26 protein-coding genes, 1 tRNA gene and 1 pseudogene are annotated in these 24,080 nt (G+C 72.0%); 9 read left to right on the top strand and 19 right to left on the bottom strand.

Annotated features, from left to right (window positions below):
• Positions 1–107: 107 nt before the first annotated feature.
• Positions 108–2,567, bottom strand: coding sequence for an MFS transporter (locus ACZ5CW_RS27915; protein WP_468606033.1), 2,460 nt, complete (start codon positions 2,565–2,567; stop codon positions 108–110).
• Positions 2,568–2,649: 82 nt separating this feature from the next.
• Positions 2,650–3,153, bottom strand: a complete 504-nt coding sequence (locus ACZ5CW_RS27910; RefSeq protein ID WP_468606031.1) for a MarR family winged helix-turn-helix transcriptional regulator — start codon at positions 3,151–3,153, stop codon at positions 2,650–2,652.
• Between the two features lie 204 nt (positions 3,154–3,357).
• Between ACZ5CW_RS27910 and ACZ5CW_RS27905 the strand changes: the two genes are divergently transcribed.
• Positions 3,358–3,555 (top strand): hypothetical protein, encoded by a 198-nt coding sequence (locus ACZ5CW_RS27905; protein WP_468606029.1) that lies wholly within the window; start codon positions 3,358–3,360, stop codon positions 3,553–3,555.
• A 3-nt stretch (positions 3,556–3,558) separates the two neighbouring features.
• Here ACZ5CW_RS27905 and ACZ5CW_RS27900 read toward each other — a convergent pair whose 3' ends face one another.
• From ACZ5CW_RS27900 to ACZ5CW_RS27860, 9 genes are all read right to left on the bottom strand, one after another.
• Positions 3,559–4,290, bottom strand: coding sequence for a hypothetical protein (locus tag ACZ5CW_RS27900; RefSeq protein ID WP_468606027.1), 732 nt, complete (start codon positions 4,288–4,290; stop codon positions 3,559–3,561).
• Positions 4,291–4,403: 113 nt separating this feature from the next.
• Positions 4,404–5,342: an RNA polymerase sigma factor SigF gene (locus ACZ5CW_RS27895; protein ID WP_468606025.1), complete on the bottom strand. Its 939-nt coding sequence runs from the start codon at positions 5,340–5,342 to the stop codon at positions 4,404–4,406.
• A gap of 360 nt (positions 5,343–5,702) precedes the next feature.
• Positions 5,703–6,539, bottom strand: coding sequence for an RNA polymerase sigma factor SigF (locus tag ACZ5CW_RS27890; protein ID WP_468606293.1), 837 nt, complete (start codon positions 6,537–6,539; stop codon positions 5,703–5,705).
• A gap of 174 nt (positions 6,540–6,713) precedes the next feature.
• Positions 6,714–7,007 carry a Dabb family protein gene (locus ACZ5CW_RS27885; protein WP_468606023.1) on the bottom strand — a complete coding sequence of 98 codons (294 nt, stop codon included), beginning with the start codon at positions 7,005–7,007 and terminating at the stop codon, positions 6,714–6,716.
• A gap of 10 nt (positions 7,008–7,017) precedes the next feature.
• Positions 7,018–7,197 (bottom strand): hypothetical protein, encoded by a 180-nt coding sequence (locus tag ACZ5CW_RS27880; protein WP_366016427.1) that lies wholly within the window; start codon positions 7,195–7,197, stop codon positions 7,018–7,020.
• Between the two features lie 132 nt (positions 7,198–7,329).
• Positions 7,330–7,414, bottom strand: a tRNA-Ser gene (locus ACZ5CW_RS27875).
• A 45-nt stretch (positions 7,415–7,459) separates the two neighbouring features.
• The gene (gene tadA, locus ACZ5CW_RS27870) at positions 7,460–7,891 is read right to left on the bottom strand and encodes a tRNA adenosine(34) deaminase TadA (RefSeq protein ID WP_468606291.1); all 432 of its coding nucleotides are present in this window, start codon (positions 7,889–7,891) and stop codon (positions 7,460–7,462) included.
• Positions 7,892–7,956: 65 nt separating this feature from the next.
• A complete protein-coding gene (locus ACZ5CW_RS27865) occupies positions 7,957–8,493 on the bottom strand; it encodes a tRNA adenosine deaminase-associated protein (protein WP_468606289.1) in 537 nt (178 codons plus the stop codon).
• Positions 8,494–8,817: 324 nt separating this feature from the next.
• The gene (locus tag ACZ5CW_RS27860) at positions 8,818–9,036 is read right to left on the bottom strand and encodes a hypothetical protein (protein ID WP_468606021.1); all 219 of its coding nucleotides are present in this window, start codon (positions 9,034–9,036) and stop codon (positions 8,818–8,820) included.
• A 94-nt stretch (positions 9,037–9,130) separates the two neighbouring features.
• Here ACZ5CW_RS27860 and upp point away from each other — a divergent pair, with 94 nt between their 5' ends.
• Positions 9,131–9,766, top strand: coding sequence for a uracil phosphoribosyltransferase (gene upp / locus ACZ5CW_RS27855; protein ID WP_468606019.1), 636 nt, complete (start codon positions 9,131–9,133; stop codon positions 9,764–9,766).
• Between the two features lie 176 nt (positions 9,767–9,942).
• On the opposite strand, the gene ACZ5CW_RS27850 is transcribed toward upp, so the two are convergent.
• Positions 9,943–10,584 carry a LytR C-terminal domain-containing protein gene (locus tag ACZ5CW_RS27850; RefSeq protein WP_468606017.1) on the bottom strand — a complete coding sequence of 214 codons (642 nt, stop codon included), beginning with the start codon at positions 10,582–10,584 and terminating at the stop codon, positions 9,943–9,945.
• 98 nt (positions 10,585–10,682) lie between these two features.
• Positions 10,683–10,979, bottom strand: coding sequence for a type II toxin-antitoxin system VapB family antitoxin (locus ACZ5CW_RS27845; RefSeq protein WP_004943146.1), 297 nt, complete (start codon positions 10,977–10,979; stop codon positions 10,683–10,685).
• A gap of 114 nt (positions 10,980–11,093) precedes the next feature.
• Between ACZ5CW_RS27845 and ACZ5CW_RS27840 the strand changes: the two genes are divergently transcribed.
• On the top strand, positions 11,094–12,701 hold the full coding sequence (locus ACZ5CW_RS27840; protein WP_468606015.1) for a helicase HerA-like domain-containing protein: 1,608 nt from the start codon (positions 11,094–11,096) through the stop codon (positions 12,699–12,701).
• A 20-nt stretch (positions 12,702–12,721) separates the two neighbouring features.
• On the opposite strand, the gene ACZ5CW_RS27835 is transcribed toward ACZ5CW_RS27840, so the two are convergent.
• The 5 genes from ACZ5CW_RS27835 to ACZ5CW_RS27815 all read right to left on the bottom strand — a co-directional run bounded on the left by ACZ5CW_RS27835 (position 12,722) and on the right by ACZ5CW_RS27815 (position 15,439).
• On the bottom strand, positions 12,722–12,847 hold the full coding sequence (locus tag ACZ5CW_RS27835) for a hypothetical protein (protein ID WP_468606013.1): 126 nt from the start codon (positions 12,845–12,847) through the stop codon (positions 12,722–12,724).
• A gap of 50 nt (positions 12,848–12,897) precedes the next feature.
• Positions 12,898–13,218 (bottom strand): hypothetical protein, encoded by a 321-nt coding sequence (locus ACZ5CW_RS27830; protein WP_468606011.1) that lies wholly within the window; start codon positions 13,216–13,218, stop codon positions 12,898–12,900.
• 133 nt (positions 13,219–13,351) lie between these two features.
• Positions 13,352–14,020, bottom strand: coding sequence for an HdeD family acid-resistance protein (locus tag ACZ5CW_RS27825; RefSeq protein ID WP_468606009.1), 669 nt, complete (start codon positions 14,018–14,020; stop codon positions 13,352–13,354).
• A gap of 61 nt (positions 14,021–14,081) precedes the next feature.
• Positions 14,082–14,675: an HhH-GPD-type base excision DNA repair protein gene (locus tag ACZ5CW_RS27820; RefSeq protein ID WP_468606007.1), complete on the bottom strand. Its 594-nt coding sequence runs from the start codon at positions 14,673–14,675 to the stop codon at positions 14,082–14,084.
• A gap of 41 nt (positions 14,676–14,716) precedes the next feature.
• The gene (locus ACZ5CW_RS27815; protein ID WP_468606005.1) at positions 14,717–15,439 is read right to left on the bottom strand and encodes a siderophore-interacting protein; all 723 of its coding nucleotides are present in this window, start codon (positions 15,437–15,439) and stop codon (positions 14,717–14,719) included.
• A gap of 77 nt (positions 15,440–15,516) precedes the next feature.
• Between ACZ5CW_RS27815 and ACZ5CW_RS27810 the strand changes: the two genes are divergently transcribed.
• The 5 genes from ACZ5CW_RS27810 (at position 15,517) to ACZ5CW_RS27790 (ending at position 21,861) form a co-directional block, all read left to right on the top strand.
• The gene (locus ACZ5CW_RS27810) at positions 15,517–17,937 is read left to right on the top strand and encodes a penicillin acylase family protein (RefSeq protein WP_468606003.1); all 2,421 of its coding nucleotides are present in this window, start codon (positions 15,517–15,519) and stop codon (positions 17,935–17,937) included.
• A complete protein-coding gene (locus tag ACZ5CW_RS27805) occupies positions 17,930–18,517 on the top strand; it encodes a GNAT family N-acetyltransferase (protein WP_468606001.1) in 588 nt (195 codons plus the stop codon). Before ACZ5CW_RS27810 ends, ACZ5CW_RS27805 begins: the two co-directional genes overlap by 8 nt.
• A gap of 74 nt (positions 18,518–18,591) precedes the next feature.
• Positions 18,592–19,050 (top strand): cupin domain-containing protein, encoded by a 459-nt coding sequence (locus tag ACZ5CW_RS27800; protein WP_468606287.1) that lies wholly within the window; start codon positions 18,592–18,594, stop codon positions 19,048–19,050.
• Positions 19,047–19,808 carry an SDR family NAD(P)-dependent oxidoreductase gene (locus ACZ5CW_RS27795; protein ID WP_468605999.1) on the top strand — a complete coding sequence of 254 codons (762 nt, stop codon included), beginning with the start codon at positions 19,047–19,049 and terminating at the stop codon, positions 19,806–19,808. The genes ACZ5CW_RS27800 and ACZ5CW_RS27795 overlap by 4 nt, the downstream gene beginning before the upstream one ends.
• A gap of 307 nt (positions 19,809–20,115) precedes the next feature.
• Positions 20,116–21,861, top strand: a complete 1,746-nt coding sequence (locus ACZ5CW_RS27790; RefSeq protein WP_468606285.1) for a copper resistance CopC/CopD family protein — start codon at positions 20,116–20,118, stop codon at positions 21,859–21,861.
• Between the two features lie 415 nt (positions 21,862–22,276).
• Here the strand turns inward: ACZ5CW_RS27790 and ACZ5CW_RS27785 are convergent.
• Positions 22,277–22,717 (bottom strand): annotated as a pseudogene (locus ACZ5CW_RS27785) (transposase family protein); the annotation flags it as partial.
• Positions 22,718–23,109: 392 nt separating this feature from the next.
• On the opposite strand from ACZ5CW_RS27785, the gene ACZ5CW_RS27780 reads away from it, so the two are divergent.
• On the top strand, positions 23,110–24,080 hold a 971-nt coding region (locus ACZ5CW_RS27780; protein ID WP_468605997.1), incomplete at its 3' end, for an ice-binding family protein.

Here is a 24,080-nt window from a genome sequence, read left to right as displayed (position 1 = left end):
TCCTCTTTTCCCCTCAAAAGAAACAACGCGCCTCTCCCCCCCCCCCCCCCCCCCCCCCCCCCCCCCCCCCCCCCCCCCCCCCCCCCCCCCCCCGGGCCGTGGTCGAACTACTCGCCGGGGTGGGCGAGTTCGATGTCGTGGCCGTCGACTCCGATGCCGGAGACGGACAGGGCCGTGGCCACCGGCGGGTAGCCCGTGGCGATGACGGTGTACTCGCCGTTGTCCAGGTCGGTGAAGGCGTACGCCCCGTCCGAGCCGGTGGTGGCCGTGCCGACCACGTTGCCGGCCTGGTCGACCAGCGTCACGCGGGCATCGGCCAGCGGACCGTGCGGGGCCTTCACGACCCCCTGCAGCCGGGCACCGGCGTCCAGGTCGACCTCGATCCGGGTGACCCCGGTGGCGCCGACCTCGACCGGCAGTGCGCGCGGCCGGAACCCGCCCGCGTTGACCGCGACGGTCACCACGCCCGGCACCAGCTCGCCGAAGGCGAACTCGCCCTGCTCCCCGGTGGCGGCGGTGGCCAGCAGGTCCCCGCGCACATCGGTGACGATCACCATCGCGTCCTTGACCGGCAGCGCGCTCCCGGCGGCCCGGACCACACCGGTGAGACCGCTGGTGCCGCTGAGCAGGATGTCGTAGGGCAGCGGCTCCTCGCCCACCACGATGGTGGAGGCCTGCGGCTGGTAGCCGTCGGCGGAGGCGATCAGGACATAGCTGCCGGTACCGGGGGCGTCCACCGCGTAGGAACCGTCGGCCTGGGCGACCGAGCGGCCCAGCTGGCGGCCGGACAGCGAGATCAGGGTGACCGCGGCCTGCGGGACCGGGGCGCTCTCGGCGCCGCGGACGAAGCCGTGCACCGGGGTGCCGCCGAAGGCTCCGGGCTCCGCCGTGGCGACGGCCGTCAGCTGCCGGATGGCCGTGGCGGTGGCCGTGCCCTCGGCGGCCGGAGCGGCGGCGACGGCGGCCGGGACCGGCTCGGCGGCCGGGGCCTGGGCCTCGGCGACGACGGGGGCGGCGGCCGGGTCGGTCACGGGAGCCGCGCCCTCGGCGGACTGGGCGAGCGCGCCCTTGGTCTTCAGCGGGACCTCCTTGATGAACAGCGTGATCAGGAACGCGACGGCGGCGAGGCAGCCGGCGATGAGGAAGACGTCCGCGATGCCGTGGCCGTAGGCGCTCTCCAGCAGCGTCCGGATGGGGGCCGGCAGCTTGTCCATGTCCGGGATGCTGTCGGTGGAGCCGGAGCCCCCGGCCAGGGCGGCCTGGTACTTGGGGCTGAGGGTGGAGACGCCGTCCTTGACGTAGTCGGTGATCTTGTGGGACATCACCGCACCCAGCGCGGAGACGCCGACCGCACCGCCGAGGGAGCGGAAGAAGGTCACCGTGGAGCTGGCCGAGCCGAGGTCGGAGGGGGCCACCTGGTTCTGCGTGGCGAGCACCAGGTTCTGCATCATCATGCCGATGCCGAGACCCAGCAGGGCCATGAAGATGGCCATCTTCCAGTACTCGGTGTCGTACCGGATGCCGCCGAGCAGCACCAGGCCGGCCGTCACCAGCACGCCACCGCTGACCAGCCACGCCTTCCAGCGGCCGGTGCGGGTGATGAACTGACCCGAGACGGTCGAGGAGACGAACAGACCGCCGATCATCGGGATGGTCATGACGCCCGACATCGTCGGGGACTTGTCCCGCGCCAGCTGGAAGTACTGGCTGAAGAACACCGTGCCGGAGAACATCGCGATGCCGACGAACAGCGAGGCCAGCGAGGCCAGCGTGATCGTGCGGTTCTTGAACAGGCGCAGCGGGATGATCGGCTCGCTCGCCTTGGACTCGACGAGCACGAACAGCGCGCCGAGGGCGATCGAACCGCCGACCATCGCGTACGTCTGCCAGGACAGCCAGTCGTACTTGTCACCGGCGAAGGTGACCCAGACCAGCAGCAGGGAGACGGCCGCGGAGATGAGGGTCGCGCCGCCCCAGTCGACCTTGACCTCCCGCTTGACCACGGGCAGGTGCAGGGTCTTCTGCAGCACGATCAGCGCGATGATCGCGAAGGGGACGCCGACGTAGAAGCACCAGCGCCAGCCCAGCCAGGAGGTGTCGGTGATGACTCCGCCGAGCAGCGGGCCGCCGACGGTGGCGACGGCGAAGGTGGCGCCGAGGTAGCCGGAGTAACGGCCGCGCTCGCGCGGGGAGATCATCGCCGCCATGACGATCTGCGCCAGGGCGGACAGACCGCCGACGCCGATGCCCTGGAACACCCGGAAGGTGATCAGCATGCCGGGGTTCTGCGACAGGCCGGCCGCCATCGAGGCGACCACGTAGATGATCAGGGCTATCTGGACGAGAGCCTTCTTGCTGTACAGGTCGGCGAGCTTGCCCCACAGGGGAGTGGCCGCGGTCATCGACAGCAGGGCGGCGGTGACCACCCAGGTGTAGGCGGACTGGCCGCCGCCGAGGTCGCCGATGATCTCCGGCAGGGCGTTGGAGACGATCGTGGAGGACAGGATCGCCACGAACATGCCGAGCAGCAGCCCGGACAGGGCCTCCATGATCTGCCGGTGCGTCATCGGGGCGTGGCCTGAGCCTCCCCCGTGCTTGGCGTGAGCCCGCACACCGGCTGGTGTGGTCGTTGCCATGGGCTTCCTTCTCTTACGTGTTTGCGGGTGTACGGGTGGTCTCTTCGTATACGGGGGCGGCCGCGGAGGAGTGCCGGACCGGGGCGGAACGGCAGTCGCCGAAGGACGCGCGCAGGCGTGTCATCAGCCGGATCAGCTGGCCGACGTCCTCGTCGCTCCAGTCCGCGAGCCGCTCGGTGAGCAGATCCGTGGTCCGCCGGGACAGCTCGTCCAGCTGCTCCAGCCCCTGGGGCGTCAGGCGCAGGATGCGCGAGCGCTTGTCCGAGGGGTCCAAGGACCGCTCGATCCAGCCGCGTGCGGCGACGTGCGCGACATGCCGGCTGGTCACCGACATGTCCACGGAGAGCAGCTCCGCGAGCTTGCTCATGCGCATGTCCCCGTGGCGGCCGAGCAGCGTCAGCACGGCGGCCGACCCGGCCGGGCAGTCGGGCGGCAGGATCCGCCCCATGTCCCGTTTCACGGCTCCGACGGCGCTGAGCTGACGCGCCAGCTCTTCGAACTGCGCCTGCTCGGCCATCACACCTCCCGTATTCGTTGCTTGGGGCAACCATACGGTGCTTGGTTGCTGCAGGCAAACAAATCGGGGTGCGCTGACGCAAAAACTTGGCAAAGGCAAGTATTGCTAGCGTAAATATGCAGGTGGTCGCGGGTGGCGTGCCCCTGTCTGTCCTGGTGGCCCCGCACTTGGGTCGCTCACCTGGATTCGCTAGGGTCTCGGGCCATGGCTAACACCCAGGGCCCCCAGGGCAATTACGACCCCGCCGGCAGCACCCAGATGTTCCGCGCGTTCGTCGACGAGGCTCCCCAGGGGCGGCAGCAGCAGGCGGCCGCCTCCACCGGTCCCCGGATCGGCCTGATCGTCGGTGTCATCGTGGCGCTCGTCGTGGTGGCCGGCGTCGCCTGGCTGGCGCTGAAGTAGGGATCACTCCCACCGGACGGAGACGTCCCGCGTCTCGATGTGCATGCCGAGCGGTACCCGCCAGGCGTCGACGCACACCGTCCAGGTGTGGTCCGTACGCGCCCCCGGCCCGACCGGCACCGGCAGCTCCTCGGTCGACTCGACCGTCCCCCAGTCGATGCCCAGCGCGCCGATGACGTGGGTCCCGAACGTCACCGCACCCGAACGCACCGCCGTGCCGCCGGAGTTGCGGAAGCCGAGGGTCACCTTCTGGCACCAGCGCCGGTCCGTGTCCTCGGTCGCGGGCTCTCCCCAGGAGAGGTCGGCCGGCGATACGGGTGGGGTCGAGGTGTGCCCGGGAGCGGGGATGGTCGGGGCGGGCGTCGGCGTCGTCGGACCGGGCCTGTCGCCGCCGCCCGTGTCGCCGGTCGGCCCCGAGGTGCCGGAGGGGATCCCCTGACTCGGGCCGGAGGCCTGGCCCCGGGCGGTCCGCTCCGGTCCGCCGACCCGTCCGCGACCGTCGGCGCGGCCCGGACCGGCGGTGGCCGAGGCGGTGTGGCCGCCCCGGCCCGTGCCTCGTCCCCGCCCTCCGTCGAGCGGAACGAAGGTCACGGAGCCGCTCGGAGCGGCGGCCGGACCCTGCGGGCCCGGACCGTCCCCCGCGCCGACCGCGGCGAAGCCGCCGCCCGGACCGCCGCCCGCGCACGCGGCCAGTACCCCGCCCAGACAGACGACGGCCGCCGATGCTGCCGTCACGGCGCCTCGGCGGCCACGAGTCCATGTCGTACGCGTCGCCCCTGCGACCCTGCCCGACCCTGTCGCTCGCAGCATCGGGCCAGTGTGACTGACGGGTCGTCAGAACTGAAGCCTCAGTCGGAGATCAGGCCCTCCCGCAACTGCGCCAGGGTCCGGGTCAGCAGCCGGGAGACGTGCATCTGGGAGATGCCGACCTCCTCGCCGATCTGGGACTGGGTCATGTTGGCGAAGAAGCGCAGCATGATGATCCGGCGCTCGCGCGGCGGGAGCTTGGCCAGCAGCGGCTTGAGGGACTCGCGGTACTCCACGCCCTCCAGCGCGCTGTCCTCGTAACCGAGCCGGTCGGCCAGCGAGCCCTCGCCGCCGTCGTCCTCGGGGGCCGGGGAGTCCAGCGAGGAGGCGGTGTAGGCGTTGCCGACCGCGAGGCCGTCGACCACGTCCTCCTCGGAGACACCGAGCACCGCGGCCAGTTCCGTCACCGTCGGGGAGCGGTCCAGCTTCTGCGACAGTTCGTCGCTGGCCTTGGTGAGCGCCAGGCGCAGCTCCTGGAGCCGGCGCGGGACGCGCACCGACCACGAGGTGTCGCGGAAGAACCGCTTGATCTCCCCGACGACCGTCGGCATCGCGAAGGTCGGGAACTCCACGCCCCGTTCGCAGTCGAAGCGGTCGATCGCCTTGATCAGGCCGATGGTGCCGACCTGGACGATGTCCTCCATCGGCTCGTTGCGGGAGCGGAAGCGCGCGGCCGCGTAGCGGACCAGCGGCAGGTTCAGCTCGATGAGGGTGTCCCGGACGTAGGCCCGCTCCGGGCTGTCCTCGTCGAGCGCGGCGAGCCGCAGGAAGAGGGAGCGGGACAGGGTACGGGTGTCGATGTCCGCCGAGGCCTGCACGGCCGGGGCAGCCTCCGCGGGAACGGCGGAGGGGTCGGCCGGGGCCGGCACGGCGTCGAGGGCCGTGACGTCGTCGAGGACGTCGATAGCGTCGAGCTGCTTGGGCGCTGCCTCGCTCATCGTGGGCGTCAGCACCTTCGAGCTGCCCTGGTCTGCGGACATGCCACCCCCTTTGGGTCGCGGGACGGTCGCGGCGGTGCTGCCTTTCGAGCAACGCAGCCTTCACCTGAATACCGGAGCCGGAGCCTCGGCAAACGCGCTTCCCGCAGAATGTCACATGTCGGCAACACGCTGTAGTGACATGTCGACATGCTGAAGCCGAATCGGCCCTGGAAAGAGGGGGTCTGACGCTTATTCGGGGCACAACTGTCGGCAACTGCCCTGGTGAGCGATTCGCTCGCACCGGTTACCGATCGCTCGGGTTTGCGATGCAGTGCTGTTCGAGCCGTGCTTCCGTGCGCCCGCTATGCATCGGCCGAACACCCGCTGTGCATCGCTGCGACGGCGACTGTGTCCGTGGGGCTATGCGTCGATCCGATTCGCGGAGCGCAGCCGCTGGAAGCTCCGGGCGAGCAGTCGCGACACATGCATCTGGGAGACGCCGAGTTCCGCGCTGATCTGGGACTGGGTGAGATTGCTGTAGTAGCGCAGCAGGAGGATTCGCTGTTCCCTCTCGGGGAGTTGGACGAGGAGATGGCGGACCAGGTCGCGGTGTTCCACGCCGTCCAGTGCCGGGTCCTCGTAGCCGATCCGGTCCAGCAGTCCGGGCAGTCCGTCGCCCTCCTGCGCGGCCTCCAGCGAGGTGGCGTGGTACGAGCGTCCCGCCTCGATGCAGGACAGCACCTCCTCCTCGCTGATCCGCAGGCGTTCGGCGATCTCGGCGGTGGACGGTGAGCGCCCGAAGGCCGTGGTGAGGTCCTCGGTCGCGCTGTTCACCTGCACCCACAGCTCGTGCAGCCGGCGCGGTACGTGGACCGTGCGGACGTTGTCCCGGAAGTACCGCTTGATCTCTCCGACCACGGTCGGCATCGCGAAGGTCGGGAACTGCACGCCCCGGTCGGGGTCGAAGCGGTCGATGGCGTTGATCAGACCGATGGTGCCGACCTGGACCACGTCCTCCATCGGCTCGTTGCGGGAGCGGAAGCGGGCGGCCGCGTAGCGTACGAGCGGGAGGTTCGCCTCGATCAGCGCTCCCCGTACCCGGTTGTGCTCCGGAGTGCCCGGCGTGAGCTGCTTCAGCTCGCCGAAGAGCACCTGGGTCAGGGCTCGGGTGTCGGCGCCGCGGCGCTTCTCGGGCGCCGGAGGGGCTTCGGCGGGCGCCTCCGGCTGGGGTGGCGCAGTACTGGCCGACACAGTCAACGCCACCTCTTCTTCGGTCAATCATCCGTCAAAAGCGGTCATAGCATCACAAGACATGTGCACTGTGTTCAAGCACCGCATTACACCGTGTTGTGGTCGGAAATCGACAAGTTGGGATCCGGGACGCAAGAAAGCCCCCCGCCGTTCCGGCGGAGGGCTGCTGGGGTCGGCGCCTCAGAACTCGTAGTCGGCGATCACCCACGTGGCGAACTCGCGCCACAGCGCCACGCCCGCCTGGTGGGCGGGGTGCTCCAGGTAGCGCTTGAGGGCGTCCGTGTCCTCCACGGCCGAGTTGATCGCGAAGTCGTAGGCGATCGGCCGGTCGCTGATGTTCCAGGCGCACTCCCAGAAGCGCAGCTCCTCGATCCGGCCGCCGAGGGCCCTGAAGGCCTCCACGCCCGCCACGACCCGCGGATCGTCGCGCCCGACGCCCTCGTTGAGCTTGAACAGGACCAAGTGGCGGATCATGGGGTGTACCTCAGCTCTTTCCTCCGTGGGCGACCCAGGTCATGAAGTCGCCTATGGCCTTGGCGGCGTCCGATATGCCCTCGAAGCCTATCTGGACGTAGTCGGCCGCCTTGGCCGGGTCCGTGATGATCACGTACAGCGCGAAGACCACGAGCGCGTACACGGCGATCTTCTTGGCGTTCACCGCCACCGCGGCCTCCCCCTGTCGCTGACTGCCCGGAGCGCTGTTGATAATCGCACAAGGGTCCCGTTCAGCGGACGGGGGGCGCCCCGGAGCAAAGCGAAGGGCCCGGTCCATCGGACCGGGCCCTTCGTCTTTCGGCGGTAGCGGAGGGATTTGAACCCTCGGTGACTTGCGCCACACTCGCTTTCGAGGCGAGCTCCTTCGGCCGCTCGGACACGCTACCGAGGGAGACCTTACAGCAAGGTGGGGCAGGGTTTGAAATCGGTATTCAGCGGTCCCGGAAAAACTCCGTGAGGAGATGGGCGCAGTCCGCCGCGAGGACGCCCTCGACGACCTCCGGCCGGTGGTTGAGCCTGCGGTCCCGGATCACGTCCCACAGGGAGCCGGCCGCGCCCGCCTTGTCGTCCCGGGCGCCGTAGACGACCCGGTCCACCCGGGACTGGACGATGGCGCCCGCGCACATCGTGCACGGTTCCAGGGTGACGACCAGCGTGCAGCCGGTCAGCCGCCACTGCCCGAGCCTCGCGGCGGCCCGCCGGATCGCCAGGACCTCCGCGTGGGCCGTGGGATCGCCGGTCGCCTCGCGCTCGTTGTGCCCGGCTCCGAGCACCGTCGTACCGTCCGGGGACAGCACGACGGCGCCGACCGGGACGTCACCGCCCCGGACGGCCCGGTCGGCCTCGTCCAGGGCGAGCCGCATCGCGGCCCGCCAGCGGTCGCGCACCGGGTCCGGGACGCCTGCCGTGCCGTCCTCGTCCCGGGCGGTCAGCGGACGGTCTCCAGCACCTCCGAGGCACCCAGGGCCTCGGCGATCGAGCTGAGCGCGTCATCGGCGTCCAGGGCACGCAGTTCCTTCTCGCCGATGCCCAGGTCGTCGAGGATCTCGCTGTCGCCCACCGGGCTGTGCGGCACCGCGTCGGCGGCGGCACCCTCGTCGTCCTCGCCGTCGTCCTCGGACTCACCGTCCTCCGTGCCGTCGAGGTCCAGGGCGTCCAGGTCCGGGCCGTCGTCGGCGCCGGGCTCCCGGCCGAGCAGTTCGTCGGTGAGCAGCAGCTCACCGTAGGCGCTGCGGGCGGCGGCTGCGGCGTCCGAGACGTAGATGCGAGGGTCGTCCTCACCGTCCACGCGGACGACGCCGAACCAGGCGTCCTCCTGCTCGATCAGGACGAGCACCGTGTCATCGTCGGGAGAGGCTTCCCGGGCCAGGTCGGCCAGATCCGACAGGGTCTCCACATCGTCCAGCTCTGTGTCGCTCGCTTCCCACCCGTCTTCGGTGCGCGCGAGCAGTGCGGCGAAGTACACCGTGACTCTCCCACTGGTCATAGGCGTGCCGGTTGGGGGTCCCCCCGGCGGAGGTACATGGGCGGAGAGAGCTTGGGCTCCGAGCCCCACCCACTCGGAATCGTGGCAGAAACAAGGCGTTCAGGGGACGTCTTCGGCTCCCTGTGTCTGGCTGTTTCGATCGTGGATCCGTCATCGACCCAGCAGCGCACTCATTGCCGCCACCTGCGGATCGTACGCGGATTTCGCGGGCGCTCACGCACGTCCACCACGCGAACACCGGCGGGGCCGTGGATCTTCCGGGTCGCCAACTTCCCTACCGGGCCTTGCTCACGGCTTCCCTCCCTACCAGCGGAACGTCCGCATCCGCATCGCGTGGCGCAGCCGTGCGGCCTTGGCGCGTCGCGGCTGGACCCGGGCGCGCAGTGCGCGGGCCTCGGCGAGTTCGCGCAGGAACCGGGCGCGTCGGCGCCGGCGCTCGGCGTCCGTCTCGGGGGCCGCGGAATCGGCCGCGGCCTCGGTGGTCCCGGGCGCTTCCCCGGGAAGGTCAGGCAGGTCAGGCACGTCACACCTCCCCAGTCCGTCCCTCCCACTTTCCCCCGGACGGGCGGTTTGACGCCAGCACCAGGGGGTGCGGAGCGCAGGTACCGTTATGGGCATGCGTCTCCACGTCGTCGACCACCCTCTGGTCGCCCACAAGCTCACCACGCTGCGCGACCGGCGCACGGACTCCCCGACCTTCCGCAGGCTCGCCGACGAACTGGTCACCCTGCTCGCCTACGAGGCCACGCGGGACGTGCGCACCGAAGCGGTCGACATCGACACGCCCGTGGCCACCACCACCGGCGTCAAGCTCGCCCGGCCCCGTCCGCTGGTCGTGCCGATCCTGCGGGCCGGTCTCGGCATGCTGGACGGCATGGTGCGGCTGCTGCCCACGGCCGAGGTGGGCTTCCTGGGCATGATCCGCAACGAGGAGACCCTGCAGGCCTCCACGTACGCGACGCGCATGCCGGAGGACCTCTCGGGCCGCCAGGTGTACGTCCTGGACCCGATGCTGGCCACGGGCGGCACGCTGGTCGCGGCGATCCAGGAGCTGATCAAGCGCGGTGCCGACGATGTGACGGCCGTGGTCCTGCTGGCCGCCCCCGAGGGCGTCGAGGTCATGGAGCGCGAGCTGGCGGGCACGCCGGTGACGGTCGTGACGGCGGCGGTGGACGACCACCTCAACGAGCACGGCTACATCGTCCCGGGCCTCGGCGACGCGGGCGACCGGCTGTACGGCGCGGCGGAGTAACCGGACCGCTCAGGCGTCCCGAAGGCGCGGCGCGCCCCAAGGGGGGCGCGGGGGAACTGTGCGACCGGCCACGGCCGGACCATGCCCGAAGAGCACGGCGCAGTTCCCCGGTTCCGCCCCCGCCGCGTCGGCGGCGGACGCTCGGCGGTTCTTCCTCGCCGGTCGGTGGGGGTCGCTCAGCAGCTCTTCTTCGCCGGGTCGGCCGAAGGTGCCGGCGCGGTCAGCGCGGTCAGCGCCTGGGCGGCGGCGGCCGGCTTGGCCAGCCCCTTGAACCCGTCCCCGAGGATCAGATCGAGCGCGGCCCCCTTGCGCCCCGCCTCGGTGCGGCGCTCGGCGCCGGCCAGCTGGGTGGCGAGCACCGGGAGCGAGGTGTTCTGCGCCGCGGCGGGGCCGAGGAGCATCCCGGTGCCCTTGACCTTCTTGTCGAACTCCTTGGACGCGTTGCCCACGTCACCGATCTTGAAGCCGCGCTTCTTCAGCTCGTCCGCGGTGTCCTTGGCGAGCCCGGTGCGCTTGGTGGCGTTGTAGACGTTCACGGTGATCGTGCCGGGCCGGGGCGGCAGCGCCTTGACCGGGGCGGCGTGGGCGGCCTTGGTGCGGCACTTCTCCGTGGAGCCGGACGCCGAGGACTTCTCGTCGCCGCCCGTGAAGACGTCGATGAGCTGCAGGGTGCCCCAGCCGACGAGGCCGAGCACCGCGACGGAGGCCACCGCGGCGGCGATGAGCCTGCCCCGGCGCCGGGGCGGTCGCATCCGAGGGTATGTGTCCCCCGTGATCCGGTACTTGCCGCCCATGCCGGGGGGAGTCAGCATGCTCATGAACGCAGCGTAGTGCGCCTGAGCGGCGATGCCTATCTGATGATCAGCCGATGCCGCTCAGCGGAACCCGAAAGGGCCAACGGCCCTGCCGCGCCGCGTCAGTCGAGTTCGAGCACGCGCGCGTGCAGCACCTGGCGCTGCTGGAGGGCGGCGCGGACCGCGCGGTGCAGACCGTCCTCCAGGTACAGGTCGCCCTGCCACTTCACGACGTGCGCGAAGAGGTCGCCGTAGAACGTCGAGTCCTCCGCGAGCAGAGTCTCCAGATCGAGCTGCTGCTTGGTGGTCACGAGCTGATCGAGGCGGACCGGGCGCGGCGCGACGTCCGCCCACTGCCGGGTGCTTTCCCGGCCGTGGTCGGGGTACGGCCGGCCGTTTCCGATGCGCTTGAAGATCACACGGAAAGCCTACCGGCCCAGACGTTCCGGGCGCAGCCATGGCGGCGGAGTGCAACGCTTGAAAAGATGCCGCAAAGCAGTCAAATGGGCTACAACCGGGAACAGAGGCCGGACATGAGTGACAGCGAGACGGTGCCGCCCACCACCCCGCGGGGGGATGCCGCGCTCCCGGCCGAGGCGCAGAAGATCGCCTCCGGGTACGCCTTCACCGGTCCCGCCCTCGACCTCGGCGCCCTCCTGTGGGAGGCGCAGTGCCACGCCGGCGCCCCGGTCCGCGTCCCGCTGCCCATGCTCAACCGGCACGGCCTGGTCGCGGGCGCCACCGGCACCGGAAAGACCAAGACCCTCCAGCTGATCGCCGAGCAGCTGTCGGCGCAGGGCGTGCCGGTGTTCCTCGCGGACGTCAAGGGCGACCTGTCCGGTATCGCCCGCCCCGGGCAGCCGGGCGACCGGGTCCGCAGGAGGGCCGCCGAAGTGGGACAGCGGTGGACGCCGGCCGGCTTCCCGGCGGAGTTCTTCGCGCTCGGCGGCCTCGGCCACGGCATCCCGGTACGCGCCACGATCACCAGCTTCGGCCCGGTGCTGCTGTCCAAGGTGCTCCGGCTCAACCAGACCCAGGAGCAGTCCCTCGGCCTCGTCTTCCACTACGCCGACACCAAGGGTCTGGAGCTGATCGACCTCAAGGACCTGCGGGCGGTCGTCGCCTTCCTCACCTCCGACGAGGGCAGGGCGGAGCTGAAGAGCATCGGCGGCCTGTCCAGCGCCACGGCCGGGGTGATCCTGCGCTCGCTCACGGCCTTCGAGGCACAGGGCATGGCGGACTTCTTCGGCGAGCCGGAGTTCGACACGGCCGGCTTCCTGCGCACGGCCGAGGACGGCCGGGGCATCGTCTCCGTACTGGAACTCGCGGCCGTGCAGGACAAGCCGCAGCTGTTCTCCACGTTCCTGATGTGGCTGCTGGCCGACCTCTTCCACGACCTGCCCGAGATCGGCGACGCCGACAAGCCCAAGCTCGTCTTCTTCTTCGACGAGGCGCATCTGCTGTTCGACGACGCCTCCCGGGCGTTCCTGGACTCGATCACGCAGACCGTGCGGCTGATCCGCTCCAAGGGCGTCGGCGTCTTCTTCGTCACCCAGACCCCGAAGGACGTGCCCGCCGACGTCCTCGGCCAGCTCGGCAACCGCGTCCAGCACGCCCTGCGCGCCTTCACCCCCGACGACCAGAAGGCCCTGAAGGCCACCGTGCGGACCTTCCCGAGGTCGGCGTACGACCTGGAGGAGCTGCTGACCGTCCTCGGCACCGGCGAGGCCGTGGTGACCGTGCTCAGCGAGAACGGCGCCCCCACCCCGGTCGCCGCCACCCGGCTGCGCGCCCCGGAGTCCCTGATGGGCCCGGTGGACGCGGCCGAACTGGACCAGGCGGTCCGCGGGTCCTCGCTCCACGACCGTTATGCACAGGCTGTGGACCGCGAGTCGGCGTACGAGAGGCTGAGCGCTCGGCCCGGGGAGCGGCCGCCTCGGGAGGCGCCGAGGGCCGAGGCTCCCGAGCCCGGGACCCCCACGTCCAGGGCTCCCCGGTCCAGGACCCCCGAGGAGGAGCCGTCGCTGGTCGAACAGGTCGTGAACAGCGGGATGTTCAGGTCCCTGGCCCGCTCGGTCGGCACCCAGATCGGCCGCGAGATCACCCGCTCCCTGTTCGGCACGGCCCGGCGGAGGCGGTAGCCGCCCCCGCCGGTTCCGGTTCAGCGGTCCCGGTCCTCGGGCGGCCGCTGCGGCTCCGGCTGCCGCTTGTCAGGCTTGGCTGCCGTGCCGCGTCGGGCCTCCGCGCGCAGCAGGGCGCGCAGGACGGCGTACGGGTCCATGGGCATGGCTGTGCTCCTTGCGTCGAGCCGACTGACCTGGGCGGAGCGCGGGTCTGTCAGCAGCGCAGGACCACCGTGCGCAGCAGGGGCGTGGCGTACGGCACCCTCGGCGTCTCGGGGCACGGGTGTGCCGCGGGCGGGGCGGGCGCCGGGGCGGGGAGGGGAGCGGGGCGCTCGGGTACGTCGGCCCGGTGCACGGCGCGGGCGGGGGGCCGCAGGACGGTGCCGAGGACGTCGTGCTCGCCGGTCTCGGAGGCCACGCCGAGGGCCGGGGCCGCCTGGAGCTGCACATGGGCCGCGGGCATCCACAGGACCAGGAGCAGCACGAGCACCCGCGGCCAGGTACGGCTCCGGGGGGTGTTCGCGGCCCTGCTCACGTCAGCTGTCTCCCCGTGCCGGGCGGTCGGGGCAGCACCTCGGGCGCGAGATTCGCTGGCTCGGCGTATCGGTGGGGCGCGCTGTTGACGAGGGGCGCGGCGCGTTCGCCGAGGCCGCCCGTGACGGCGGCCGTCACAGCGTCTGCGGTACCCGCCCGGCCACGGCGCGGATGCGGAACGCCGTGACGATCTCCACGATCCCCACCACGACCAGCCAGATGCCCGCGACGACGGTCAGCACGGCGACGGACTCGAAGGGCGAGACGATCAGCACGACGCCGGCGAGGAAGGTGACGACCCCGAGAAAGATCTGCCAGCCCCGCGCGGGCATCCGCGAGTCGTGGGCGGCGGCCAGCGTCTGGGTGATCCCGCGGATCAGCCAGCCGATGCCGATCCACAGGGCGAGCAGCAGGATCGACTCCATGGGCCCGCGGAAGCAGAACAGGCCGAGCAGGATCGACAGGGCACCGCTGACGAAGGCCAGCACACGCAGCGAGGTCGTCTTGTGCGTGCCGAACGCGGACACCAACTGGAAGACGCCGCTGATCAGGAGGTAGAGGCCGAAGAGGACACCGGCCGCGAGCAGCGAGGGGCCGGGCCAGACCAGTACCAGGATCCCGACGATCAGCGAGGCGATCCCGGCGAGCAGGACGATCTGCCAGGCGGCCTGCGACAGGGCGTGCAGGGGGCCCTCGAAGGGGGGTTCGGCCTCGTGGCGGCCGCCCGGCGGGTGGGCCGAGTGGACGTGCCGGTCGTCGTACTCACGGCCCCATTCGGGGCCGCTGTTCGGTGCCTCGGTCATGGTCCATGCTCGGAACGCGGCGGACGGTTCCGCCACCCGGGTGGGCCGACCGGCGTATCCCTCACCTGCCCGCGGCCTTGGCGGCCTTCGCCGCCGCCTTCGCCTCCTGTTTGTGGGCGCGCACCTTGGCCAGTGACTCCGGACCGGTGATGTCGGCGACGGACCGGAAGGACTTCGCCTCGCCGTACGCGCCCGCGGCCTCCCGCCACCCCTGGGGCGTGACCCCGAGCTGCTTGCCGAGCAGCGCGAGGAAGATCTGCGCCTTCTGCCTGCCGAAGCCCGGCAGGTCCTCCAGGCGCTTCAGCAGCTCGGCCCCGCTGTCGACGCCCCGCCAGATCGCCTCCGCGTCCCCGTCGTAGTGCTCGACCAGGTACTGGCACAGCTGGAGGATGCGCTTGGCCATCGAGCCCGGGTAGCGGTGCACGGCGGGCTTGTCGGAGAGCAGCGCGGCGAAGGCCTCGGGGTCCGTCGCGGCGATCTCGTGCGCGTCCAGGTCTTCGGCGTGGAGCCGGTCCGCGATGGTCCGGGGTCCCTTGAACGCCCACTCCATCGGCACCTGCTGGTCGAGCAGCATCCCCACCAGCGCGGCGAGCGGGGAGCGCCCGAGCAGCGCGTCGGCCTCCGGGTCCTGGGCGAGATGCAGAGTGACGTCCATACGGAGATGATCCCCCGCCCCACCCGGCCTCGCCCGCCCGCTCAGTCCGCGCGCCAGTAGCCGAGGGCATGGATGCGCTGCTTCGGTACGGCCAGGTCCCTGCGGACGTACGAGGCGAGCGTCCGGGTCGTCGCCGTGTCGCAGGCGATCCACACGTACGGGTCGGTGGTGCCCTCGAGCACGGCGGGCAGCTCGGCACGGACCCGTTCGACCAGGTGGGCGCCCGCGTCACGGCGCGGGATCTGCCGTATCTCGTGGCGGGACGCGTCGGCACGGCACGGCAGGCCGTCCAGGCCGCCCTCGAACCAGAGGGTCGCCGGCAGGGAGTCCAGCGCGCCGAGCAGGGAGTTGATCGCGGGCAGGGACGCCGGGTCGCCGATCGCGACGAGGTGCGAGGGCGCGGGGTCGGGCCGCTCGAAGCCGGTGCCCTGGACGGTGGCCTCGATCGTGTCGCCGGGCCGTGCCGACCGGGCCCAGTCGGCGGCGACGCCCTCGTGCAGGGCGAACTCCAGGCCGAAGGTGCCGGTCAGCGGGTCCGGGTCCACCAGGGTGAAGGCCCGCTGGTGCGGCCGGCCGCCGGCGGAGAACCACAGCCGTACCCACATCGTGGGGTGGACACCGGTCGCGGCGAGCAGCCCGCCGTCGCTCAGCCGCAGCCGCCGGTAGTGCGGTGTGACGTCCTCGGTCTCGACCACGGTGCACACGAAGTCCTTCGCGCGCAGCAGTCTGAGGACCGCCCCCTCCCAGCCCCGGCCCTGCCCCATGGCCCCGCCACCCCTCGCGTACGATTCCTCCACCAGAACTTAGGCAAGGCTAACCTAAAACAAAAGGGGGTCCCAGGGTGACCACGGAGACCTACAGAGACGCCTGGGGCGTCCCCCATCTGCGTGCGTCCAGCACCCGCGAACTCGCCCACGCGCAGGGCCGGGTGACCGCCCACGACCGGGCCTGGCAACTGGAGGTCGAGCGCCACCGCTCGCAGGGCACCTCGGCCGCCTTCCTCGGCGCCGGCGCCCTCTCCTGGGACGTCCTCGCCCGCCGGGCCCGCCTCGACGACACCGCCCGCCGCTGCTTCGCCGCGCTGGAACGCCGGGACCCCGAGACGGCCGACTGGGTCCGTGCGTACGTCGACGGCGTCAACGCGGGCCTGCCCGCCGGTGCCCGCCGCGCCCCCGAATTCGCCCGCACCGGCCTCACCCCCGGCCGCTGGCAGCCCTGGACGCCGCTCGGCGTCTGGCTCGCCACCCACATCCTCTTCGCCGGCTTCCCCGCCAAGCTCTGGCGCGAGCAGGCGATGCGGCACCTCGGCCCCGACGCCGTCCGGCTGTTCGCCACCGACGGCCCCGGCACCGCCGGCAGCAACGGCTGGCTCGTCTCCGGTGACCGCACCGGCACCGGACAGGCCCTCCTCGCCGGCGACCCGCACCGTTTCATCGAGGACCCCGGCGTCTATCAGCAGATCCGCCTCTCCTGCCCCGAGTTCGACGTCGTCGGCCTGGCCGTACCCGGCGTCCCCGGTATCGCGCACTTCGGCCACACCGGCACGGTCGCCTGGGCCATCACCAACGCCATGGCGGACTACCAGGACCTCTACCGCGAGCGTCTGCGCCGCACCGGCGCCGGCATCGAGTCCCTCGGCCCGGACGGCGCCTGGCACCGGGCCACCCGGCACACCGAGACCGTGGAGACGGCGGGCGAGCCCCCGATCGAGATCGAACTGATCGAGACGGAGCGGGGCCCGGTGATCGCAGGCGGCCCGGAGGGCCTGGAGGCCGGCATCACCGGGCACGGCCGAAAGGGCCCGACGGCCACCGGCGGCGGGGACGACTCGCAGGGCTCGGCGGCCATCGGCGGCGGGGACGATCCGCGGGGCGGGGACGATCCGCAGGGCTCGGCGGCCACCGGCGGCGGGGACGATCCGCAGGGGCCGGCCGCACCCGACGGCGGGAGCCGCACCGGCGGTGCCGGCGGAAGCGGCATCCTGCCCGAAGGCGAAGCCGAGGCGCTCGCCCTCCGCTACCCGCCCCGCGTCACGGAAGACCTCGGCTTCAGCGCCCTGCTCCCCCTCCTGCGCGCCCGCACGGTCGCCGACGTCGACCGCGCCCTCGACGCCTGGACCGAGCCCGTGAACGTCGTACAGGCGGCCGACACCGAGGGCGGCCTCCTCCACCGCGTCGCCGGCTACGTACCGGTCCGCGCGGAAGCCAACCGCCTGCACCCGGTGCCCGCCTGGGAACCCGGCCACGCATGGCACGGCGCGCACCCGACGCCGTACGCCGGCGTGACGGACGGCGTCGCGGTGATGGCCAACCAGCGCGGCCCCGCCGCCCCCCTGGGCGTCGAGTTCGCCCCACCGCACCGCGCCGCCCGCATCCGCGCCCTCCTCGACGCGCGCCGCACCTGGACCGCCGACGGCATGCCCGCGATCCACACCGACACCCACCTCGCCTCCGCGGGCCCCCTCCTCGGCCACCTCGCCGCCCTCGACGGCCTCACCCCGCAGGCCGCGCGTCTGCGCGACCGGCTGCTCGCCTGGAACCGCCGCATGGACGCCGACAGCACCGACGCGGCGGCCTACGCGGCGGTGCGCGGCGCGGTCGTACGCCGCCTCGCCGCCCACCCGGTGTTCGCCCCGCTCACCGAGCCCCCGGCCTACCCGGAGGTCCTGCTGCCGTGGCTGGCCCTGGTCCCGCGCATCGGCTACGCCCTCGAACACCTTTTGCGCGCCGAGGAGTTGTACGGCATCGACCGCCCGGCGGCCGTCCGCGCGGCCCTGGAGGAAGTGGCCGCGGCGCCGCCCGCCGGCACCTGGTCGGACACCCACCGTCTGACGCCCTGGCGGGCCGTTCCTGACGGACCGGAAGGACCGGAAGGACCGGAAGGACCGGAAGGACCGGAAGGGTCGGAGGGGTCGGAAGGACCGGAAGGACCGGAGGGGCCGGGGGAGCGGGGGGAGCCGGGGCGGTCCGGGCGGCCGGGGGAGCCGTACACCGAACCCGGACTGGCCGGCGACCACGACTGCGTGCTGTGCACCTCGGCCGTCCCCGGCATCACCGACCGCGCCGCCCGCGGCCCGGCCGCCCGCTACGTCTGGGACCTGGCCGACCGCGCCCGGGGCCGCTGGGCGGTCCCGTTCGGCGCCGACGGCGTCCCCGGCACCCCGCACCACCATGACCAGCTCCCCTTGTGGCTCGCGGGAGAACTGGCCCCCATCGTCACCGACTGGTCCCTGCTCGAACGCACCGAGGAAACCCATGACTGACCTGTACGAACAGCACATCGACGGCTACGGCACCGTCCACGTCCGCCCCCTCGACCCGGAGGCGGACGCGGAGGTGATCCACGCCTGGGTGAGCGAGGAGCGCGCCGTCTTCTGGGGCATGACCGGCCTCACCCGGGCTCAGGTCACCGAGATCTACGCCCAGCTGGCCACGCTCGACACCCACCATGCCTTCCTGGTCACCAAGGACCGCGAGCCGGCCGCCCTGCTCCAGACGTACGAACCCGCCGCCGACCGGGTGGGCGAGTGCTACGACGTACGCCCCGGCGATCTCGGCATCCATCTCCTCCTCGGCCCCGCCGGCGCCGAGGGTGCCCGACCGGGCTGGACCACGGCCCTGTTGACCGCGATCACCTCGTACGCGCTGCTGGCCCTGGACCGGAGCCGGATCGTCGTCGACCCGGACGTCCGCAACACCAAGGCGATCGCCCGCTTCGAACGCCAGGGCTTTCTGCGCGGGCCGGCGGTCGTCCTCCCCGAGGTGGACCTCCCCGACGTCCACCTGCCGCCCAAGCACGCCCAACTGGCTTTCCTGGAAAGGGCGGTAGCCTTCCCCGGGTGACGAGGCCCGACGAACCGACGCCTGACGGGACACCGCCGGACGAGACACCGTCCGGCGGGACGACGCCGCAAGAGCTGATCGCTCACTACGGACTCGAACCCATACCGCGCGAGGGCGGCCTCTTCCGGCGCACCTGGGCGGGGCCCGAACGGCCGGACGGCCGGCCCGAGGGCTCCGCCATCGTCGCGCTGCTCACCGCGGACGACTTCTCCGCCCTGCACCGGCTGCCCGCCGACGAGGTGTGGCACCACTACCTGGGCGACCCGCTCCACCTCCTTCTCCTCGCCCCCGACGGCACCACCCGGACCGCCGTCCTGGGCCCCGCCCTACGGTCGGGCCAGCAGGTCCAGCTGACCGTGCCGGCCGGCACCTGGATGGGCGCGCGCGTCGCCCCGGGCGGCGCCTGGACCTTCTTCGGCTGCACGATGGCGCCCGGATTCACCTACGCGGACTACGAACACGGGAACGTGCGGGACCTCACGGCGCGTTACCCCGGCGAGGCCGCCCTGATCGGGGAACTGTGCCGCCCATGAGCCTGCTCGACGGACAGACCGCCCTGGTGACCGGGGCGGGCGGCGGCATCGGCCGCGCCATCGCCCTGCGCTTCGCCCAGGAGGGCGCGGCGGTGGCCCTCCACTGCCGTACGGCGCTCGCCGCGGCCGGGGAAGTGGCCGCGCGCATCCGGGACATGGGCGGCGAGGCCGTCGTACTCCAGGCGGACCTGACGGACGAGGACGCCTGCCGCCGTCTGATCGAGGAGACCACGGACTGGTCCGGCGGCCGCCTCACCGCCCTCGTCAACAACGCGGCCGTCCAGCCGGTCCAGCCCCTGCCCGGCATGACGGCGGCCGAGTGGCGCACGGTGGTCGACACCGACCTCACCAGCGTGTTCGCCTGCACCCAGGCCGCCGCCGCGCACCTGCGCGCGCACGGCGGCGGCACCATCACCCACATCGCCTCCATCGAGGCCGGCCGACCCGCCCCCGGGCACGCCCACTACGGCGCGGCCAAGGCGGCGGTGGTGACGCACGCCCGCGCGGCGGCGCTGGAGTACGGCCCGGCCGGTATCCGCGTCAACACGGTCTCGCCCGGCCTCATCGAGCGGGAGGGGCTGGCGGAGGCCTGGCCTGACGGCGTGCGCCGCTGGCTCGCCGCCGCCCCCACCGGCCGCCTCGGCCGCCCCGAGGACGTGGCCGACGCCTGTGTCTTCCTGGCCTCACCGCTCGCCTCCTGGATCACCGGCCACGACCTCGTGGTGGACGGCGGCGTGACGGCCCGTCCGACGTGGTGACCACGACGGCCGATCTCCCGTGGCTACGAGGTGGTGAGCGCGACGGCCGGTCTCCCCGTACCTACGACGTGGTGAGCACGACGGCCGATCTCCCCGTACCTATGCAGAGGGCCTGCGGACGGTCGAACGGCCCTGAGCGACCGGGCGGGTGACCGTTCGGCCGACGGACGACCGGGCGGCGGCCGGCGGGCCCGCCCGGGTGCCGGGTGCAAGGCCCCGCGGGCGGGCGGACGACGGGAGGGGCGAGGTGCGCGACGGACACCGATGGCCGGGGCGGCTGACGCTGCTCTGCGCGGGCCTGCTGCTGATGCTGTTCGGCGCGGCGGCCCCCGCCTCCGCCCACGCGGCCCTGCGCGGGTCCGACCCCGCCGACGGAACCGTCCTGCGGACGGCCCCCCGGCACCTGACCCTCACCTTCACCGAGTCGGTGGGCCTGCTCACCGACTCCTTCCGGGTCTACGACCCCGAGAACCACCGCGTCCGCACGGGCCCCGCCGACCACGCCCCCGGCCGCTCCGACACGGCCCGCGTCACCCTCCCCGCCAAGCCGGCCGAGGGCACCTACACGGTCGCCTGGCGGGTCGTGTCGGCCGACAGCCACCCGGTCTCCGGCGCGCTCACCTTCTCGATCGGCAAGCGCACGGCGACGACGGCGAGCCCGGCACCGGACCGCACGGAGGACGCCGCCACCACGGCCCTGTACAACATCGCGCGCTACCTCGCCTACCTCTCCGTGGCCCTCCTCCTGGGCGCGGCGGCGTTCGTGGCGTACTGCCGCCCGCCCACGCCCGCCCCGCTGCGAGCCCCCGTCCTGGCCGCCGCCGGCACGCTCCTCGCCTCGACGACGGTCCTCCTCCTGCTGCGGGCGCCGTACGAGGAGGGCACCTCTCCGGTGAACGCCCTGTCCCTCTCCTCCCTCACCCGCACGGCGACGACCCGGCCCGGCGAACTCCTTCTCGTCCGGCTGGGGTTGCTGCTGCTGGCCGGAGTCCTCGCGGCGTTCCTGAGGACCCGCCGCGCCTGGCTCCCCCGCCGCACCACCCTGGCGGCCGCCGCGCTCTTCTCCGTGGCGCTCTCCCTGACCTGGGCGGCCGCCGAGCACGCCTCGGCGGGCGTCCAGGTCCCCCTGGCGATCACCTCGGCCACCCTGCACCTGCTGGCCATGGCGAGCTGGCTCGGCGGCCTGGCCGCCCTCCTGTGCACGCTGCGCCGCACGTCACCGGTGCCCGTCACGGTCCTCACCCGCTTCTCCCGCCTGGCCTTCGCCTCCGTGACGGTCCTGACCCTGACCGGCGTCTACCAGTCCTGGCGGGGCCTCGGCTCCTGGCAGGCGCTCACGGACACGACGTACGGCCGTACCCTGCTGGCCAAGCTGGCGGCGGTGACCGCGCTGCTCCTGGCGGCGGCCTGCTCCCGCACCTGGACGGCACGTCTGGCCCGGGCGGGCGCGCCGGTGGCGGCGGCCCTCGCCCGCGTCCCCGAACCGGCCACCGGCCCGCCTCTCCCCCCGGAGCCGTCCGCTCCCGCCCCGCCCCCCGCCACGCCCGTCCCGCCCCCCGCGATCTCCCTGCGCCTCCTGCGCCGCTCGGTGCTGGCCGAAGCGGGCGTCGGTCTGCTGGTCCTGGTTCTGACGACCCTCCTGACCAGCACCCTGCCCGGCCGGGCCGCCACCGAGGCGGCGGACTCCGGCGCGCCGACGGCCGGCATCCCGACGGCGTCCGTCACCTCGATCCCGTTCGACGTCGGCACACCCGGCGGCCGCGGCACGGTCCAGGTCACCCTGGACCCGGGCCGGGTCGGCAGGAACTCCGTCCAGGCGGTGGTCTACGGCCCCGACGGCGGCCTGGCCGCGGTCCCCGAACTCCGTGTCGCCCTCACCCTCCCCGTCCAGCGGCTCGGCCCCCTGGACACCAAGGTCACGGACCGCGGCGGCTACTGGGCCGCCGACTCCCTCGACCTGCCCATCCCGGGGACCTGGACGATGAGGGTGACGGTCCGGGTGTCGGCGGTGGATCAGGTGACGGTGTCCCGCCCGGTACGGGTGACGGGCTAGGCGACACCGACAAGCGTGACGCCCGCCACACAGGCGGGAGCGGCCGCCCGCGCGACCTCTACGCCAACTTCGAGCCCATCGGGACGGGGAAACGCCAGAGGGCCGGACCGCTTTCGCGGCCCGGCCCTCTGGGCTGGCGGAGGATACGAGATTCGAACTCGTGAGGGGTTGCCCTCAACACGCTTTCCAACTGTCCGCACGACCGTTCACGAGGGTCCACGGACGTTCGCACGGCAGCAGAGGCGCTGCGTGTATCGAGGTGAACTGCGGGGTCCGTCAGTGCACTGGACAAGAACCAGGACAAGAGCGGCGCTGGATGCGTCTCTTTCTGCGGGCACGATATCCCGGTTCACCTCGTACTCGTCCGCATGTGATGTCCTCCAGGTTGTCTTGTACGGGGTCTGAAGTGGCGAATGAGGGCCGGGTTGTGCAGTCGGGCGATGCCGAGCATGGCCTGATGAACGCCATGGCCCTTGTGGCGGCAGTCGCTGAGGACCTTCCAGTTCTTCAGACGGGACAGAGCGTGTGAGACCCGGCTCGGGCCCGGGGGCTGAGGTGGCATGGCGGCGATGCGGCGGTCACGTGTGGGCACCAATTACGCCGGCGCCAATGTAGACGGTGCCCTTGCGTGTCCGGAGGGCCGGCGAGATGGCCACCAGCGGTGCCAGATGATCGAGGATGCGGTCGGCGGCGGACTTCGAGATCCCGACAGCGGTGCCACCTGTCGCAACGTGAGATCGGTTCGCCAGTACGTCGCCACCGACAACACACGGTCCGCCAGGAGCCGTCGCCAGGGATGGCCGCGCTGGGTGTCGCCGCCGCCGCGGCGCTGCGCCGACGCCACACCCACCGCCACACCGGTAACGGGACACCTCTATCCGAGTTCCGGAATTCGGAGCCGGATGTGCGGATGCGTGGGCGAGCCGCCATCCGGGGGAATTGCGCTGCCATCTGTTTCAATTTCATGGAAAGTACCTCTCAGACGAGGAAGACTGCTGCTTCCTACGAGGGCAAGTGCCATCTGCCGGAGTGACGGGAGGCGAAACCGAATCCGGAAGGCTCGCTGCAAGGAAAGCCATTCGGCCCAATATTTGCATACATTCCTTAACTCGCGTTGAGCAACTCCGGCAACATCACCCGATGAATCATCGCTTGAGGTGGACGCCTGCGTAAGATCCGCCCACAGAAGAGGCGATTCCGTTGACGAGGAACGCCGGATGTCACCACCCCACGGGAGGTGACCCCTCGATGAGACTGAGTATTTCCGATGCGTCGCATCGGAGCACAATGACGGCCTGGATCGCGGGGGCACTAACCCTGCTGGTTGCGTTGGTCGTTGTGACCGTCACACCTACACGGGCAGCCGCCGTTGCAACGGCAGTGGAACTGGGAACGGCGGAAAGCTTTGCTGTACTGGGTGGCTCCGCAGTCACCAACACCGGCCCCACGGTGATCAACGGAGATCTCGGAGTGAGTCCGGGGTCGGCCGTCACCGGATTCCCTCCCGGAATTGTCAACGGGGCTACACATGTCACGGATGCTGTGGCTGCTCAAGCGCAGAGTGACCTGACCACTGCGTACAACGATGCGGCCGGGCAAGCACCGGACGTAACGTTCCCCGACGATCCTCCGGTGGAACTCGGTGGTCGGACGCTGACTCCGGGCGTATACAACGCCCCTGTCAGTGCCGCTATTACTGGCACGCTCACCCTGGATGCTGAGGGCGACCCCGACGCCGTCTGGGTGTTCCAGGTCGGTTCGACGCTGACGACGGCATCCGCCAGCCAGGTGTCCCTCATCAATGGCGCCTCGCCGTGCAATGTGTTCTGGCAGATCGGAAGCTCGGCCACCCTCGGAACCAACTCCGACTTCGTGGGCACCATCATGGCCTTGACCTCTATCAGTGTCACTACGGGGACGAGCATCGAGGGCCGTGCGTTGGCCCGTAACGGCGCCGTGACGCTGGACAGCAACGTGATCACCCGACCGCTGTGTGAGGGCGGCACGACGACGGGTGACGCCGCCGCTGTGACCACGACGGGCGATGACGCCGCCGCTGTGACGACGGGTGATGACGCCGCCGCTGTGACCACGACGGGTGATGACGCCGCCGCTGTGACGACGGGTGATGACGCCGCCGCTGTGACCACGACGGGTGATGACGCCGCCGCTGTGACGACGGGTGATGACGCCGCCGCTGTGACCACGACGGGTGATGG

It is taken from the genome of Streptomyces sp. NPDC031379 (assembly GCF_055569615.1).
Note: the sequence above shows the minus strand (reverse complement) of the source record. Positions and strands in the feature narration are given on the sequence as shown.

Coding starts and splice junctions, on each gene's coding strand:
- ACZ5CW_RS27915 (WP_468606033.1), bottom strand. CDS start 2,567: ATGACGCACCGGCAGATCATGGAGGCCCTGTCCGGGCTGCTGCTCGGC.
- ACZ5CW_RS27910 (WP_468606031.1), bottom strand. CDS start 3,153: ATGGCCGAGCAGGCGCAGTTCGAAGAGCTGGCGCGTCAGCTCAGCGCC.
- ACZ5CW_RS27905 (WP_468606029.1), top strand. CDS start 3,358: ATGGCTAACACCCAGGGCCCCCAGGGCAATTACGACCCCGCCGGCAGC.
- ACZ5CW_RS27895 (WP_468606025.1), bottom strand. CDS start 5,342: ATGTCCGCAGACCAGGGCAGCTCGAAGGTGCTGACGCCCACGATGAGC.
- ACZ5CW_RS27885 (WP_468606023.1), bottom strand. CDS start 7,007: ATGATCCGCCACTTGGTCCTGTTCAAGCTCAACGAGGGCGTCGGGCGC.
- tadA (WP_468606291.1), bottom strand. CDS start 7,891: ATGCGGCTCGCCCTGGACGAGGCCGACCGGGCCGTCCGGGGCGGTGAC.
- upp (WP_468606019.1), top strand. CDS start 9,131: ATGCGTCTCCACGTCGTCGACCACCCTCTGGTCGCCCACAAGCTCACC.
- ACZ5CW_RS27850 (WP_468606017.1), bottom strand. CDS start 10,584: ATGAGCATGCTGACTCCCCCCGGCATGGGCGGCAAGTACCGGATCACG.
- ACZ5CW_RS27840 (WP_468606015.1), top strand. CDS start 11,094: ATGAGTGACAGCGAGACGGTGCCGCCCACCACCCCGCGGGGGGATGCC.
- ACZ5CW_RS27835 (WP_468606013.1), bottom strand. CDS start 12,847: ATGCCCATGGACCCGTACGCCGTCCTGCGCGCCCTGCTGCGCGCGGAG.
- ACZ5CW_RS27825 (WP_468606009.1), bottom strand. CDS start 14,020: ATGACCGAGGCACCGAACAGCGGCCCCGAATGGGGCCGTGAGTACGAC.
- ACZ5CW_RS27820 (WP_468606007.1), bottom strand. CDS start 14,675: ATGGACGTCACTCTGCATCTCGCCCAGGACCCGGAGGCCGACGCGCTG.
- ACZ5CW_RS27815 (WP_468606005.1), bottom strand. CDS start 15,439: ATGGGGCAGGGCCGGGGCTGGGAGGGGGCGGTCCTCAGACTGCTGCGC.
- ACZ5CW_RS27805 (WP_468606001.1), top strand. CDS start 17,930: ATGACTGACCTGTACGAACAGCACATCGACGGCTACGGCACCGTCCAC.
- ACZ5CW_RS27795 (WP_468605999.1), top strand. CDS start 19,047: ATGAGCCTGCTCGACGGACAGACCGCCCTGGTGACCGGGGCGGGCGGC.
- ACZ5CW_RS27790 (WP_468606285.1), top strand. CDS start 20,116: ATGCTGTTCGGCGCGGCGGCCCCCGCCTCCGCCCACGCGGCCCTGCGC.